The organism is Citrobacter sp. CK195 (assembly GCF_030333365.1).
GTDB lineage: Bacteria > Pseudomonadota > Gammaproteobacteria > Enterobacterales > Enterobacteriaceae > Citrobacter_B > Citrobacter_B koseri.
The window spans coordinates 652,087-665,143 of sequence record NZ_JAOWGB010000024.1 but is presented as its reverse complement, the minus strand read 5'-3'; the positions used below and the strand labels follow the sequence as shown (position 1 = coordinate 665,143).

At 53.3% G+C, this 13,057-nt stretch carries 15 protein-coding genes; 8 read left to right on the top strand and 7 right to left on the bottom strand.

Annotated features, from left to right (window positions below; genetic code table 11):
- Window positions 1-148: 148 nt before the first annotated feature.
- Window positions 149-715: a D-glycero-beta-D-manno-heptose 1,7-bisphosphate 7-phosphatase gene (gene gmhB / locus OGX93_RS14210; protein ID WP_286449849.1), complete on the bottom strand. Its 567-nt coding sequence runs from the start codon at window positions 713-715 to the stop codon at window positions 149-151.
- Between the two features lie 189 nt (window positions 716-904).
- Between gmhB and metN the strand changes: the two genes are divergently transcribed.
- The 6 genes from metN to proS all read left to right on the top strand — a co-directional run bounded on the left by metN (window position 905) and on the right by proS (window position 6,493).
- Window positions 905-1,936, top strand: a complete 1,032-nt coding sequence (gene metN, locus OGX93_RS14205) for a methionine ABC transporter ATP-binding protein MetN (RefSeq protein ID WP_049008092.1) — start codon at window positions 905-907, stop codon at window positions 1,934-1,936.
- A complete protein-coding gene (locus tag OGX93_RS14200) occupies window positions 1,929-2,582 on the top strand; it encodes a methionine ABC transporter permease MetI (RefSeq protein WP_012133958.1) in 654 nt (217 codons plus the stop codon). Before metN ends, OGX93_RS14200 begins: the two co-directional genes overlap by 8 nt.
- Window positions 2,583-2,621: 39 nt before the next feature.
- Window positions 2,622-3,437, top strand: a complete 816-nt coding sequence (gene metQ / locus OGX93_RS14195; RefSeq protein WP_012133959.1) for a methionine ABC transporter substrate-binding lipoprotein MetQ — start codon at window positions 2,622-2,624, stop codon at window positions 3,435-3,437.
- 118 nt (window positions 3,438-3,555) lie between these two features.
- Entirely contained in the window at window positions 3,556-3,960 is a 405-nt protein-coding gene (gene rcsF / locus OGX93_RS14190; protein WP_012133960.1) for an envelope stress sensor lipoprotein RcsF, read from the top strand.
- The gene (tsaA, locus tag OGX93_RS14185) at window positions 3,957-4,664 is read left to right on the top strand and encodes a tRNA (N6-threonylcarbamoyladenosine(37)-N6)-methyltransferase TrmO (RefSeq protein ID WP_024130680.1); all 708 of its coding nucleotides are present in this window, start codon (window positions 3,957-3,959) and stop codon (window positions 4,662-4,664) included. The genes rcsF and tsaA overlap by 4 nt, the downstream gene beginning before the upstream one ends.
- 110 nt (window positions 4,665-4,774) lie before the next feature.
- Window positions 4,775-6,493 carry a proline--tRNA ligase gene (gene proS / locus OGX93_RS14180; RefSeq protein WP_012133963.1) on the top strand — a complete coding sequence of 573 codons (1,719 nt, stop codon included), beginning with the start codon at window positions 4,775-4,777 and terminating at the stop codon, window positions 6,491-6,493.
- Window positions 6,494-6,552: 59 nt separating this feature from the next.
- Here proS and nlpE read toward each other — a convergent pair whose 3' ends face one another.
- The 3 genes from nlpE to OGX93_RS14165 are packed head-to-tail and all read right to left on the bottom strand — an operon-like array spanning window position 6,553 to window position 8,252.
- The gene (gene nlpE / locus OGX93_RS14175) at window positions 6,553-7,257 is read right to left on the bottom strand and encodes an envelope stress response activation lipoprotein NlpE (RefSeq protein WP_012133964.1); all 705 of its coding nucleotides are present in this window, start codon (window positions 7,255-7,257) and stop codon (window positions 6,553-6,555) included.
- Between the two features lie 30 nt (window positions 7,258-7,287).
- Entirely contained in the window at window positions 7,288-7,710 is a 423-nt protein-coding gene (arfB, locus tag OGX93_RS14170; RefSeq protein WP_286449948.1) for an alternative ribosome rescue aminoacyl-tRNA hydrolase ArfB, read from the bottom strand.
- Complete coding sequence (locus tag OGX93_RS14165) at window positions 7,707-8,252, bottom strand: YaeQ family protein (RefSeq protein WP_286449850.1); 546 nt, start codon at window positions 8,250-8,252, stop codon at window positions 7,707-7,709. Before OGX93_RS14165 ends, arfB begins: the two co-directional genes overlap by 4 nt.
- Before the next feature lie 199 nt (window positions 8,253-8,451).
- Here OGX93_RS14165 and OGX93_RS14160 point away from each other — a divergent pair, with 199 nt between their 5' ends.
- Together OGX93_RS14160 and rof are read left to right on the top strand one after the other, a co-directional pair.
- Window positions 8,452-8,652: a YaeP family protein gene (locus OGX93_RS14160; RefSeq protein WP_012133967.1), complete on the top strand. Its 201-nt coding sequence runs from the start codon at window positions 8,452-8,454 to the stop codon at window positions 8,650-8,652.
- Window positions 8,639-8,899, top strand: a complete 261-nt coding sequence (gene rof, locus OGX93_RS14155; protein WP_024130681.1) for a Rho-binding antiterminator — start codon at window positions 8,639-8,641, stop codon at window positions 8,897-8,899. The genes OGX93_RS14160 and rof overlap by 14 nt, the downstream gene beginning before the upstream one ends.
- Before the next feature lie 83 nt (window positions 8,900-8,982).
- Here the strand turns inward: rof and tilS are convergent, their stop codons facing one another.
- The 3 genes from tilS to ldcC form a co-directional block, all read right to left on the bottom strand.
- Window positions 8,983-10,299 carry a tRNA lysidine(34) synthetase TilS gene (gene tilS, locus OGX93_RS14150; protein ID WP_058668595.1) on the bottom strand — a complete coding sequence of 439 codons (1,317 nt, stop codon included), beginning with the start codon at window positions 10,297-10,299 and terminating at the stop codon, window positions 8,983-8,985.
- Window positions 10,300-10,361: 62 nt separating this feature from the next.
- Window positions 10,362-10,751 carry a VOC family protein gene (locus tag OGX93_RS14145; RefSeq protein WP_286449851.1) on the bottom strand — a complete coding sequence of 130 codons (390 nt, stop codon included), beginning with the start codon at window positions 10,749-10,751 and terminating at the stop codon, window positions 10,362-10,364.
- A gap of 59 nt (window positions 10,752-10,810) precedes the next feature.
- Window positions 10,811-12,949 carry a lysine decarboxylase LdcC gene (gene ldcC / locus OGX93_RS14140; protein WP_104869059.1) on the bottom strand — a complete coding sequence of 713 codons (2,139 nt, stop codon included), beginning with the start codon at window positions 12,947-12,949 and terminating at the stop codon, window positions 10,811-10,813.
- Window positions 12,950-13,057: the final 108 nt, after the last annotated feature.

The following is a 13,057-nucleotide window of genomic DNA, read 5'->3' as shown; positions in this document are numbered from 1 at the left end:
CAGGATTTTTCTCTTTAATCAACCGGCTGTTTGTGTGAAGTGATTCACATCCGCCGTGTCGATGGAGGCGCATTATAGGGGGTCGTCTCAGGAAGACAAGCGGAAAAATGCATTTTTATCTCAACCGCTCATCTTTTAATCATAACGCTTATTTTTGCTGCTTTCTTATCGCCGATGGCAGGTCAGCAAGGCTATTTAACACCCAATCTGCCGCATTTTCTGCTTCGGGCGTAACGGGCTTACCGGTGCGTACCAATACTTTCGTACCAACATTTACAGCTGCCGCCGCCTGCATATCTTCTATTTTGTCACCCACCATATAAGACGCGGCCATATCAATGTGCAGAAAATCACGCGCAGAGATAAGCATCCCCGGATGCGGTTTACGACAATCACACGCCTGACGGAACTCTTCTACGCTGCCCTGCGGATGATGCGGACAATAATAGATGCCATCCAGATCGACATCGCGGTCCGCCAGCGACCAATCCATCCATTCGGTCAGCGTCTCGAACTGCGCTTCCGTAAATTTACCGCGCGCAATACCAGACTGATTGGTAACAACGACAAGCGCAAAGCCCATCTTTTTCAGTTCACGCATCGCGTCAATGACGCCTTCAATAAACTCGAACTCATCGATTTCATGTACGTAACCATGATCCACATTAATAGTGCCATCACGGTCGAGGAAAATTGCGGGTACGGACTTTGCCACCTTTTATAGCTCCTGAATAAGGCATGTGCCGTTAGTATCGCATGTTTCAGCGAGCAAGAAAGTGCTCATCATCGAAAGCCTGATTGATTTAGACGTCTGGATGCCTTAACATCCATTTTGTTGACGGCTTCGACCGTATCAGGCAGAAGAAAATGCCACGGCTAACTTAATTACGATAATAAATAATCAATGATTAAACTTTCGAATATCACCAAAGTGTTCCAACAGGGGACTCGCACCATTCAGGCGCTGAACAACGTCAGCCTGCATGTCCCTGCCGGACAAATTTATGGCGTTATTGGCGCCTCCGGCGCCGGTAAAAGCACACTCATTCGCTGTGTGAATCTGCTGGAACGTCCCACGGAAGGGAGCGTATTGGTTGGCGGCCAGGAGCTGACCACCCTTTCTGAATCTGAGTTGACGAAAGCCCGTCGCCAGATTGGCATGATTTTCCAGCATTTTAACCTGTTATCTTCACGTACCGTTTTTGGCAACGTGGCGTTGCCGCTGGAACTGGACAATACGCCGAAAGACGAGATTAAACGCCGCGTCACAGAGCTGTTGGATCTGGTAGGGCTCGGCGATAAGCACGACAGCTACCCGGCCAACCTTTCCGGCGGTCAGAAACAGCGTGTGGCGATTGCTCGCGCATTAGCCAGCAATCCCAAAGTCCTGCTGTGCGACGAGGCCACCAGCGCACTCGATCCGGCAACGACCCGTTCGATTCTGGAACTGCTGAAAGATATTAACCGTCGCCTTGGCCTGACCATTCTTCTTATTACTCATGAGATGGATGTGGTTAAGCGCATTTGCGATTGTGTCGCAGTTATCAGTAACGGAGAACTGATTGAGCAGGATACGGTCAGCGAAGTGTTCTCCCATCCAAAGACGCCGCTGGCGCAGAAGTTTATCCAGTCCACATTGCATCTGGATATCCCGGAAGATTATCTGGAACGTTTAAAAGCGGAGCCGTATGCGGACAGCGTCCCCATGCTGCGTATGGAATTTACCGGACAATCCGTAGACGCCCCGCTGCTGTCTGAGACGGCCCGCCGCTTCAATGTGAACAATAACATTATTAGCGCGCAGATGGATTACGCAGGCGGCGTGAAGTTCGGCATCATGCTGACGGAAATGCACGGCACGCAAGAAGAGACGCAAGCCGCAATTGCCTGGTTGCAGGAACACCATGTGAAAGTAGAGGTACTGGGTTATGTCTGAGGCGATGATGTGGTTACTGGCGCGCGGCGTCTGGGAAACGCTGGCGATGACTTTTGTATCCGGCTTTTTTGGTTTTGTTATTGGTCTGCCGGTTGGCGTACTGCTGTACGTTACGCGTCCAGGGCAAATTATTGAAAACGCGAAGCTCTACCGCACACTCTCTGCGGTCGTCAATATCTTCCGTTCAATCCCGTTCATTATCTTACTGGTATGGATGATTCCGTTTACCCGTGTGATTGTCGGCACCTCCATCGGTTTGCAGGCGGCGATTGTGCCGTTAACCGTCGGCGCCGCGCCGTTTATCGCCCGCATGGTGGAAAACGCATTGCTGGAAATCCCAACCGGATTGATCGAAGCCTCACGTGCGATGGGGGCCACGCCGCTGCAAATCGTGCGTAAGGTGCTGCTGCCGGAAGCATTACCGGGTCTGGTCAATGCCGCAACCATTACCCTGATCACTCTGGTGGGCTACTCTGCTATGGGCGGCGCCGTTGGCGCTGGCGGACTCGGTCAGATTGGCTATCAGTATGGTTACATTGGCTACAATGCTACCGTGATGAATACGGTGCTGGTATTACTGGTCGTTCTGGTTTATTTAATTCAGTTATCCGGCGATCGCATCGTTCGGGCAGTGACGCACAAGTAACATTAAACACAACACAAATGACTCATTAAGGAAATAAGCATGGCGTTCAAATTTAAAACCTTTGCGGCAGTGGGAGCCCTGATTGGTTCTCTGGCACTTGTGGGTTGCGGCCAGGATGAAAAAGATCCGAACCACATCAAAGTGGGCGTGATTGTCGGCGCTGAACAGCAGGTTGCGGAAGTCGCGCAAAAAGTAGCGAAAGAAAAATACGGTCTGGATGTTGAGCTGGTGACGTTCAACGACTACGTATTACCGAACGAAGCGTTAAGCAAAGGCGATATCGACGCGAACGCTTTCCAGCACAAGCCGTACCTGGATCAGCAGATCAAAGATCGCGGTTATAAGCTGGTTGCCGTTGGCAATACCTTTGTTTATCCGATTGCCGGTTATTCCAAAAAAATCAAATCACTTGATGAGCTACAGGATGGTTCTCAGGTAGCCGTACCAAACGATCCGACTAACCTTGGTCGTTCACTGCTGCTGTTGCAGAAAGTAGGATTAATCAAACTGAAAGATGGCGTTGGCCTGCTGCCGACCGTTCTGGACGTGACCGAAAACCCGAAGAACCTGAAAATTGTTGAGCTGGAAGCACCGCAACTGCCGCGCTCTCTGGACGATGCGCAAATTGCCCTGGCCGTGATTAACACCACTTACGCCAGCCAGATTGACCTGACGCCGGCAAAAGACGGTATCTTCGTGGAAGATAAAGATTCCCCGTACGTTAACCTGATCGTAACGCGTGAAGACAATAAAGACGCAGAGAACGTGAAGAAATTCGTTCAGGCTTATCAGTCTGACGAAGTCTACGAAGCCGCGAATAAAGTCTTCAACGGCGGTGCTGTTAAAGGCTGGTAATTTTTAGGCGGTTTCCACAATCTGTAATATCATTCAGGACGGGCGCTTGCCCGTCTTGTCATTTATGCAAGCTCCTGATTCAATATCTGACGATTAGATCATTCATTGAGGAAATATTATGCGTGCTTTACCGATCTGTTTATTGGCACTCATGCTGGGCGGTTGTTCCATGCTAAGCAGATCCCCTGTTGAACCCGTTCAAAGCACCGCAACCCCGCCAAAAGCGGAGTCGGAAAAACCGAAAGCGCCGCGTGCCGCACCGGTCCGAATTTACACCAACGCCGAAGAGTTAGTGGGTAAACCGTTCCGCGATCTTGGCGAAGTCAGCGGTGACTCCTGCCAGGCATCTAATCAGGATTCCCCGCCGAGCATCCCGACGGCACGTAAACGCATGCAGATTAACGCCTCTAAAATGAAGGCGAATGCTGTACTGCTGCACAGCTGCGAAGTCACCAGTGGAACGCCAGGCTGCTACCGTCAGGCTGTTTGCATCGGTTCCGCCCTTAACATCTCGGCTAAATGAGCAGTTTTCAGTTCGAGCAAATAGGCGTTATTCGCTCCCCCTATAAAGAAAAGTTCGCCGTCCCGCGCCAGCCTGGTCTGGTAAAAAGCGCCGACGGCGAACTGCATCTTGTTGCGCCCTATAATCAGGCCGATGCCGTTCGCGGTCTGGAAGCGTTCAGCCATTTGTGGGTGATCTTCGTCTTTCATCAGACGATGGCTGGCGGATGGCGCCCGACGGTTCGCCCTCCCCGTCTCGGCGGCAATGCCCGGATGGGCGTCTTCGCGACCCGCTCCACCTTTCGCCCTAACCCTGTCGGCATGTCGCTGGTTGAGTTGAAAGAGATTGTCTGTCAGAAAGAGAAAGTCATCCTGAAGCTGGGCAGCCTGGATCTGGTTGATGGTACGCCGGTTATTGATATCAAACCCTACCTGCCGTTTGCCGAGTCATTACCGGGCGCAACGGCCAGCTACGCGCAACAGGCGCCTGTGGCAGAGATGCACGTCAGCTTCACGGCCGACATTGACCAACAGCTTTCACGGCTTGAACAACGTTACCCGCAACTGAAAACATTTATCGGCGAAGTGCTGGCGCAAGATCCGCGTCCTGCCTATCGTAAAGGTGAAGAGACCGGTAAAACGTACGCCGTCTGGCTGCACGATTTCAACGTGCGCTGGCGCGTCACCGAAGAGGGTTTTGAAGTCTTTGCGCTGGAACCCCGCTAATTTCACGCCCTTCTCTTTTGACATCCCTTTCTCGCTGGTAAACTAAATCACTTTTTTTGTGTCAGGCTCGCGTTGAGCCTGTTCGATCGTCCAACTGGAACCGTAACAACATGCGTACTAGCCAATATCTGCTCTCCACTCTGAAGGAGACACCTGCCGACGCCGAGGTTATCAGCCATCAGCTGATGCTGCGCGCCGGGATGATCCGCAAGCTCGCCTCCGGGTTATATACCTGGCTGCCGACTGGCCTGCGCGTCCTGAAAAAAGTCGAAAACATCGTGCGTGAAGAGATGAATAACGCCGGTGCCATCGAGGTGTCAATGCCAGTGGTTCAGCCTGCTGACCTGTGGCAAGAGAGTGGTCGTTGGGAACAGTACGGCCCGGAACTGCTGCGTTTTGTTGACCGTGGCGAGCGTCCGTTCGTACTCGGCCCGACTCACGAAGAAGTTATCACCGACCTGATTCGTAACGAACTCAGCTCTTACAAACAGCTGCCGCTGAACTTCTTCCAGATCCAGACCAAATTCCGTGACGAAGTACGTCCGCGTTTCGGCGTAATGCGTTCCCGCGAGTTCCTGATGAAAGACGCCTACTCTTTCCATACCTCTCAGGAATCGCTACAGGAAACTTACGACGCGATGTATGCCGCTTACAGCAAAATCTTCAGCCGTATGGGCCTGGATTTCCGCGCGGTACAGGCAGACACGGGGTCTATCGGCGGTAACGCATCCCACGAGTTCCAGGTACTGGCGCAAAGCGGTGAAGATGATGTGATCTTCTCTGATTCTTCTGACTACGCGGCTAACATTGAGTTCGCCGAAGCCGTTGCGCCGAAAGCGCCGCGCGCGGCTGCCAGCCAGGAGATGACGCTGGTTGATACGCCAAACGCGAAAACCATCGCGGAGCTGGTTGAGCAGTTCAATCTGCCGATTGAGAAAACCGTCAAAACGCTGCTGGTGAAAGCGGTTGAAGGAAGCAGCTACCCGCTGGTTGCTCTGCTGGTACGTGGCGATCACGAACTGAACGAAGTGAAAGCGGAAAAACTGCCGCAGGTTGCCAGCCCGCTGACCTTCGCCACAGAAGAAGAGATTCGTGCGCTGGTGAAAGCCGGCCCGGGTTCTCTCGGCCCGGTAAATATGCCGGTTCCGGTGGTGATCGACCGTACCGTTGCAGTAATGAGCGATTTCGCGGCAGGCGCCAACATCGACGGTAAGCACTACTTCGGCATCAACTGGGATCGCGATGTCGCGACGCCAGAAGTCGCCGATATCCGTAACGTCGTGGCAGGCGATCCAAGCCCGGACGGCCAGGGCACGCTGCTGATTAAACGCGGCATCGAAGTAGGTCATATCTTCCAGTTGGGCACCAAGTATTCCGAAGCGCTGAAAGCCTCCGTACAGGGTGAAGATGGTCGTAACCAGATCCTGACGATGGGTTGCTACGGTATCGGGGTAACGCGCGTGGTGGCGGCGGCGATTGAGCAGAACTACGACGAACGCGGTATTGTATGGCCTGACGCCATCGCGCCATTCCAGGTTGCCATTCTGCCGATGAATATGCACAAGTCCTTCCGGGTGCAGGAACTGGCGGAAAAACTGTACGGTGAACTGCGCGCACAAGGCATCGAAGTGCTGATGGATGACCGTAAAGAGCGTCCGGGCGTCATGTTCGCGGATATGGAACTGATCGGCATCCCGCACACTATCGTGCTGGGCGACCGTAACCTGGACAACGACGATATTGAATACAAATACCGTCGTAACGGCGAGAAGCAGTTGATTAAAACTGGCGAGATCGTCGATTTCCTGGTGAAAGCCATCAAAGGCTAAACACAAAAAACCCCGCTAATGCGGGGTTTTTTAATGTCCAGACGGGGTCGATACCGCAATTACTTGCTGGAACAATCCTGTCCAGGAACGAATTTAATCTCTTTATCGGCCACCAGCGTTTTTACCTGCGCGCCCGTATCCGGGTTGGCTTCCTGCGTAAAGTGACCTTCCACCGTTAATAATACCGGTTTTTCCGCAGCGCCTCGTGCCGCCAGATAATCACGTTCCAGCTGAGCATTGTTCGCCACCGGCATGCGTTTCCCGGTAGCGCAATCGGTAAAGGTCGCCGCATCCGCCATATAGAAATACATGCCGCGCACCGGCATTGGCGTTACGGGCAAACTGGCAGACACCGACTCAAGCGTGTAATTAAACTGCGACTCAATCGGATTACCTTCACGATCAAGCATTTCCAGAGCGTCGCCTTTCGCACGATAGTAAGACTTCTCGCCTTTGCTGTCGGTCAATACCAGTTTATCGGCTGTACGCGCCCAGGTGCCATACGAGGCAAACGAAGAGGGTTCTTCACGAACGCCCTGATAACGTTCATTCATCACCCATGTTCCATCTTTTTCCAGGAACAAAGAGGTTTCGATCCCTTCACAGTCTGCGCAAGGCAATACGCCACGCCAGCTTTGCTGCATCGGTTTTAATTCTGCCGTCTGCGTCGGCTGTAACGCCTCCACTTCAGTACGATTATTACATCCGATCAAGGCAAAGAGCGTACATGCTGCCGCTACTGACAATATCGCTGTTTTCACCATAAATTCCTTATGAAATGTTATCCCCGCTCGTCACTCCTGAGGACGACGAACTCTACCGCGAAGCGCCTTCACTGTGGATTTTTGTGCCTTCGATGACAACCTGCGTTCTTTCGACGCGCGCGTAGGGCGGGTTGCCCGTCGGCTTTTTTGCACTGCGGTTAATTCTTTGATGACTGCCACCAGCCGGGCGATAGCCGCCTCCCGGTTGAGCTCCTGGCTGCGATACTCCTGCGCCTTGATAATAATGACGCCATCGCTGCTAATAAGATGATGGCTGGCAGCCAACAAACGTTCCTTATAATACTCTGGCAGGCCAGAGGCCCGAATGTCAAAGCGCAAATGGATAGCCGTTGAGGTCTTATTAACGTGCTGTCCACCCGATCCCTGCGCACGAATGGCTGTGATTTCCAGCTCATTGTCGGGAATCGAGACATTTCGGGAGATGACAATCATGAAGGCTGTTGCCATGCAGCCAGATGAATTTCCAGATTATTCTGAGAATCCGACAGCCAGATGGCGCCATCCTGAATCGTTGCCTGCAACGTCATGGTTCGGCCGGCAAAATCACTCAGTTTCGCCAGTTGCTCATCATCCAGATACCACACGGACAGGTTAGCGTACTGCGCGCATTTACTCTGGTTCTGCTGCCACCAGATTTGCGCGGCACGACTATTATAGGCAAACAGCGCAACCTCCGCAGCCTGAGTACAGGCTTTCTTAATGCGGCGCTCATCCGGCAGCCCCAGCTCAACCCATAAATCAATCCCCAGATGGTCGTTATGCAGCCATGCTTCAGGCTCATCTTCTGCGCTCAGACCACGCGTGAACTGTAGGCGCTCATCGGCATATTTAATCCAGGCCAGCAGGCGCAACATCATGCGCTCCTGCGTTTCAGAAGGGTGACGAGCCAGCGTCAATGCCGCGTCAAGAAACTGGTTGCGGTCAAGATCCGCCACATTGACTACGGCTTTATAAATCGTCGCTTTAAGCGCCATGAGAGAACTCCTTTCGAATCAGGGACACATTGTAGCGAAATCTGCGTCAAAAGGCTGTTAACGGATGTCGTATACCTGCGCCGTCAACCTGCTGATATTGCCTGGATGGGTATGTTATAGTCACCTTGCTAAACAGAGTTTATCTTCGTAGGCTTAGACTTGCATCCACGGTTAAGTCAGAGTGCTGACAGGAGGGCATGTGGAAAAATATTGTGAGTTAATACGCAAGCGGTATGCGGAAATCGCCAGCGGAGACTTAGGGTATGTCCCGGATGCGCTGGGTTGTGTATTGAAAGTGCTTAATGAAGTGGCAGCAGACGATGCCCTTTCAGAGTCGGTCAGGGAAAAGGCGGCATATGCTGCCGCGAACTTACTGGTGAGCGATTATGTCAATGAATGAAACGTATCAACCCATCAACTGCGATGATTACGATAATCTTGAGCTCGCCTGCCAGCATCATCTGTTACTGACGCTGGAACTTAAGGATGGAGAAGTTTTACAGGCGAAAGCCAACGATCTGGTGTCGCGCAAAAACGTGGAATATCTGATCGCGGATGTCGCCGGTGAAACACGCGAGCTGCGTCTGGACAAAATTACCAGCTTCAGTCATCCACAAATCGGTACTGTAATCGTCAGCGAATCCTGATTCTTTTGTTGCCGGATGGCGGTGCAAGCACCTTATCCGGCCTACTTTCCATGCGATACGTAGGCCTGATAAGCGCAGCGCCATCAGGCATTACGCGATGACGACGTCTCTTCCTTCCATTCCAGCCTGACGCCCGCTCCCTCCTCCGCCAGACCATCACAGGTAACAAAAATACCTGCGGCAGCAATCAACGTCTCGCCATAAAACAGCAGCGGCGTGGTATCCCGCCGCCAGGGCGGTACGCCCAGCTCCTGCCAGATTTTCTTTAGCTTACGCCCGCCATTGCGCCCGATAATATGCAGTAACCCAGATGCCTTAAAGCGTATGCTAACTGGCTCGTCGGCACGCGGCATGCGCAGGTCGCCTCCTGGAACGAGCCGCACCGTCCCAAGTCCAACGGGCAGCGATAACGGTGTTTGCCACGATGACCACGGGATCACCGTCGCGCTTTGGCCGGTAACGGATTTTATCCACCATAGCTGTGACTGATAACGGCGAATGTCGTACTCGCCAAAGCGCAAACAGGGAGCGGCGTCCTCACGCGCCAGCGCCACCTCCTGCCAGATACGTTCCAGCCCGTCGCGGGAAGGCATCGGCGCATGCTTCGCGGCCAGCCAGCGGCGCAATAGCGCAGCACGTCGCGGGCCGCTCATCGCCATTAACGGCGCTAACTGCAATGCTCCATCAGCGGTGATACAGCCCGCTAAATCCTCTGCCAGAAGCTCATCCAGCAGGCGCTCCTGTTCTGCGCAAAGCGCGGCGCTACGGGCAGTCGCTTCAGCAAAATGTGGCCAGCGTTGTTGCAGCAGCGGCAGCACCCTAAGGCGCAGGAAATTACGATCGTAGGCATCATCCTGATTGCTTTCATCCTCAATCCAGCGCAGCGCATAGCGTTTTGCCCACTGCTCCAGCGCCGCACGGGTTTCCCCAAGTAGCGGGCGGATCAGCTGCGTTCCGGCAAACGACGAGCGTTCCCCCATAGCGGACAATCCCGCCGGGCCGCTGCCGCGCTTCAACGCCAGCAAAAACGTTTCACATTGATCGTCAAGATGCTGGGCCGTGACCAGGACTTCACCGGGATGCAGCGCCTGCGCAAAGGCCGCGTATCGCGCCTGGCGCGCCTGAGCCTCAATCCCCAACCCCTCATCCTGAAGCTGCACTCGTCGGACAACCAGCGGCACCTGCCACTGCTGGCACACAGCCTCGCAATGCGTCACCCAGCTATCGGCATGAGAGCTTAACCCATGATGAATATGGATGGCGCGCAGCGTGACATCAGGCTGCTGTTCTCGCCATTGCACCAGTTGATGCAGCAGTACGGTAGAATCCAGCCCGCCGCTAAAGGCCACCAGAATCTGGCGGTATGGCAGGAGTGAGGCGTTCAGGGTGAGTGTTGTCATGATCATTGCTTAACTGTGGCACTGCCCGGCACGTTACCGGGCAGAAACCGTGATGACAAGTTTTACTGCTCATACAGTTCGAGCGGCAGTCCGTCTGGATCGTTGAAAAAGGTAAAACGTTTATTCGTAAACGGGTCAACGCGAACCGACTCGCATTTAACGTTGTTCGCCTCCAGATGCGCTACCGCTTTGTCTACGTCTTCCACGCTGAACGCCAGATGCCGCAGACCGCAGGCCTCCGGTCGGCTCGGTCGCACAGGCGGGAAGGGAAAAGAAAAAAGCTCAATCACATATTGCCCGTTTAACGCCAGGTCGCCTTTCCAGGAATCACGTTCTTCCCGGTACGCTTCACTCAACAGCGTGAAGCCCAGTACGTCACAATAAAACGTTTTGCTCACCGCATAATCCGTCGCGATAATCGCAATATGGTGAACCTGTTTTAATCCCAGCATAGCGTCTCCTTAATGTGTTATCAGCACGTTACCCGCCTTGCAGTCGCTCAGGCAAGCCATCATGCCGTTTTTAAGACTCTCACTCGGTAAACGCCATCCTCATCCTGTTTTGCGCCATGAATATCGGTCTCAAAGCCAGGGTAATGGTGGCCGATGGAACACAGCATCAGCAGAAAATCGAGTACCGCACGGCTCGCTTCGGTGATCATCTCCCCCGGCATCAGCAACGGCACGCCAGGCGGATACGGCAGCACCATACTGGCGGAAATACGCCCCACCAGTTGATCAATCGCGATGGTCTCCACTTCGCCTTTTATCTGCCTCTGCCAGGCCTGATGCGGCGTCATTTTCATTTCGGGCAATGTGTCGAACGCCCGTAACATCAACCCGGAAAGATCGTGCTGGCGGATCAGTTTATGGATACCCTGCGCCAGATCCTGAATCCGCATATTACGATAAAAATCTGGATCTTCGGCGTACAGATCCGGCAGCATATTTTTAATGCGCAGATTAAGATCGTAAGCGCGTTTAAACTCCGTCAGGCCGCGCAGCAACCCCATCGCCCGGGTTTTATCAATACCAATACTGAACAGGAACAGCAGGTTATAAGGCCCGGTTTTTTCTACCACTACGCCGCGCTCATCAAGGAACTTCGCCACCAGCGCGGCGGGAATCCCCTCCTCGCTCATGTTGCCCTGCTCATCCATACCGGGCGTCAAAATGGTGACTTTCACCGGATCGAGAAACATATGGTCGGCATCCGCATCGGTAAAACCGTGCCACTCCTCGCCGGGCGCAACGGGCCAGCATTCCGCTTCATCCACCTCTTCCGGTTGCCAGATATCAAAGAACCAGCCTTCCGACTCTTCGCGCAGCCGCTGTACCTCTTTGCGAAAATGAAGCGCCCGCTCCACGGAGCGATTGATCAATCGTTTACCCGGATTGCCGCGCAGCATTGCCGCAGCCGTCTCAATCGACGCCACGATGGGGTAGCTTGGCGATGTTGAGGTGTGCATCATAAACGCTTCATTAAAGGTATCTTCATCGTAATCCCCTTTAATGTGAATAAGCGATGCCTGAGACAGCGCCGCCAGCATTTTATGCGTCGACTGCGTTTCGAAGATGACTTTTCCCGGCACCCGCTCGCCGCTCATCCCGCTTTTCCCCTGATAAATCGGGTGAAAATGGGTATAGGGCACCCAGGCCGAGTCGAAATGGATCGAAGGGACATCCAGCGTTTGTTTAATCCAGTTCGTGTTGTACAGCAGGCCGTCATAGGTCGAGTTGGTGATAACCGCATGTACCGGCCACTGCGCCTGCGCCGTCTCCGAAACCTTATGTTCAATACTCTCACGCGTAAATTCACGCTTAGGAATGCCCCCCAGAATACCGAGTGCGTTGCGCGTGGGTTTCAGCCAGAGGGGCACCACATCGCTCATCATCAACAGGTGCGCGAGAGATTTATGGCAGTTACGGTCAATCAGCAGCGTGCTGCCCGACGGCGCCGCGTACATGCCGACAATTTTGTTCGATGTAGAGGTGCCGTTGGTCACCATATAACTCTGCTCGGCGCCGAAGGTGCGGGCAATATACTCTTCCGCCTCCAGGTGCGGCCCGGTATGGTCCAGCAGCGACCCCAGTTCGGTCACGGAAATAGACACATCCGCTTTTAGCGTATTCCCTCCGAAGAAGTCATAAAACAGACAGCCAATCGGGCTTTTCTGGTAAGCGGTTCCCGCCATATGTCCCGGCGTACAGAAGGTATACTTCCCTTCCTTCACATAGGTAAACAGCGCCCGGGTGAACGGCGGCGTGATATTATCAAGGTATTCATTCGTATACTGGCGGATGCGCGTCGCAATATCTTCTGACTGGCCGAGCGCGTATTCAAAAAACCACAGAGCCATACGCATATCATGCACGCTGACATCCATCGTCGAATGCGTATTGATAAACGCATACAACGGCAGGTATTCATTTAGCTGGTTGATATCGCTACACAAATCGAGGCTGTACTCATCCCAGTCAAAAATGACGCCACAGATTCGCGGATTGTGTTCAATGAATTTCAGCAGGTCGACGCTATTTTGCGGCCAGATAATCTGAAACCCCTGCGACTGTAGGGCAAGCTCAAGTTCCTTGATGGGTTCGTCTTTATAAAAAACGCCATGCGGCCCCATGATGGCAATGATATTCATGCGTTCCTCCTGGAAAAACCTTAGCTAATCATAGCCTGGTCAAACCGCAGGTAAAAAAAAGGGCCACAAAATGTGACCCTTTTTACTCCATGTCCGATAAGCGCAAGC

What these genes read in the sequence shown, in the direction of transcription:
- metN (WP_049008092.1), top strand. Translation starts at nt 905, where the DNA reads ATGATTAAACTTTCGAATATCACCAAAGTGTTCCAACAGGGGACTCGC.
- OGX93_RS14200 (WP_012133958.1), top strand. Translation starts at nt 1,929, where the DNA reads ATGTCTGAGGCGATGATGTGGTTACTGGCGCGCGGCGTCTGGGAAACG.
- metQ (WP_012133959.1), top strand. Translation starts at nt 2,622, where the DNA reads ATGGCGTTCAAATTTAAAACCTTTGCGGCAGTGGGAGCCCTGATTGGT.
- rcsF (WP_012133960.1), top strand. Translation starts at nt 3,556, where the DNA reads ATGCGTGCTTTACCGATCTGTTTATTGGCACTCATGCTGGGCGGTTGT.
- tsaA (WP_024130680.1), top strand. Translation starts at nt 3,957, where the DNA reads ATGAGCAGTTTTCAGTTCGAGCAAATAGGCGTTATTCGCTCCCCCTAT.
- proS (WP_012133963.1), top strand. Translation starts at nt 4,775, where the DNA reads ATGCGTACTAGCCAATATCTGCTCTCCACTCTGAAGGAGACACCTGCC.
- nlpE (WP_012133964.1), bottom strand. Translation starts at nt 7,257, where the DNA reads ATGGTGAAAACAGCGATATTGTCAGTAGCGGCAGCATGTACGCTCTTT.
- arfB (WP_286449948.1), bottom strand. Translation starts at nt 7,710, where the DNA reads ATGATTGTCATCTCCCGAAATGTCTCGATTCCCGACAATGAGCTGGAA.
- OGX93_RS14165 (WP_286449850.1), bottom strand. Translation starts at nt 8,252, where the DNA reads ATGGCGCTTAAAGCGACGATTTATAAAGCCGTAGTCAATGTGGCGGAT.
- rof (WP_024130681.1), top strand. Translation starts at nt 8,639, where the DNA reads ATGTCAATGAATGAAACGTATCAACCCATCAACTGCGATGATTACGAT.
- tilS (WP_058668595.1), bottom strand. Translation starts at nt 10,299, where the DNA reads ATGACAACACTCACCCTGAACGCCTCACTCCTGCCATACCGCCAGATT.
- OGX93_RS14145 (WP_286449851.1), bottom strand. Translation starts at nt 10,751, where the DNA reads ATGCTGGGATTAAAACAGGTTCACCATATTGCGATTATCGCGACGGAT.
- ldcC (WP_104869059.1), bottom strand. Translation starts at nt 12,949, where the DNA reads ATGAATATCATTGCCATCATGGGGCCGCATGGCGTTTTTTATAAAGAC.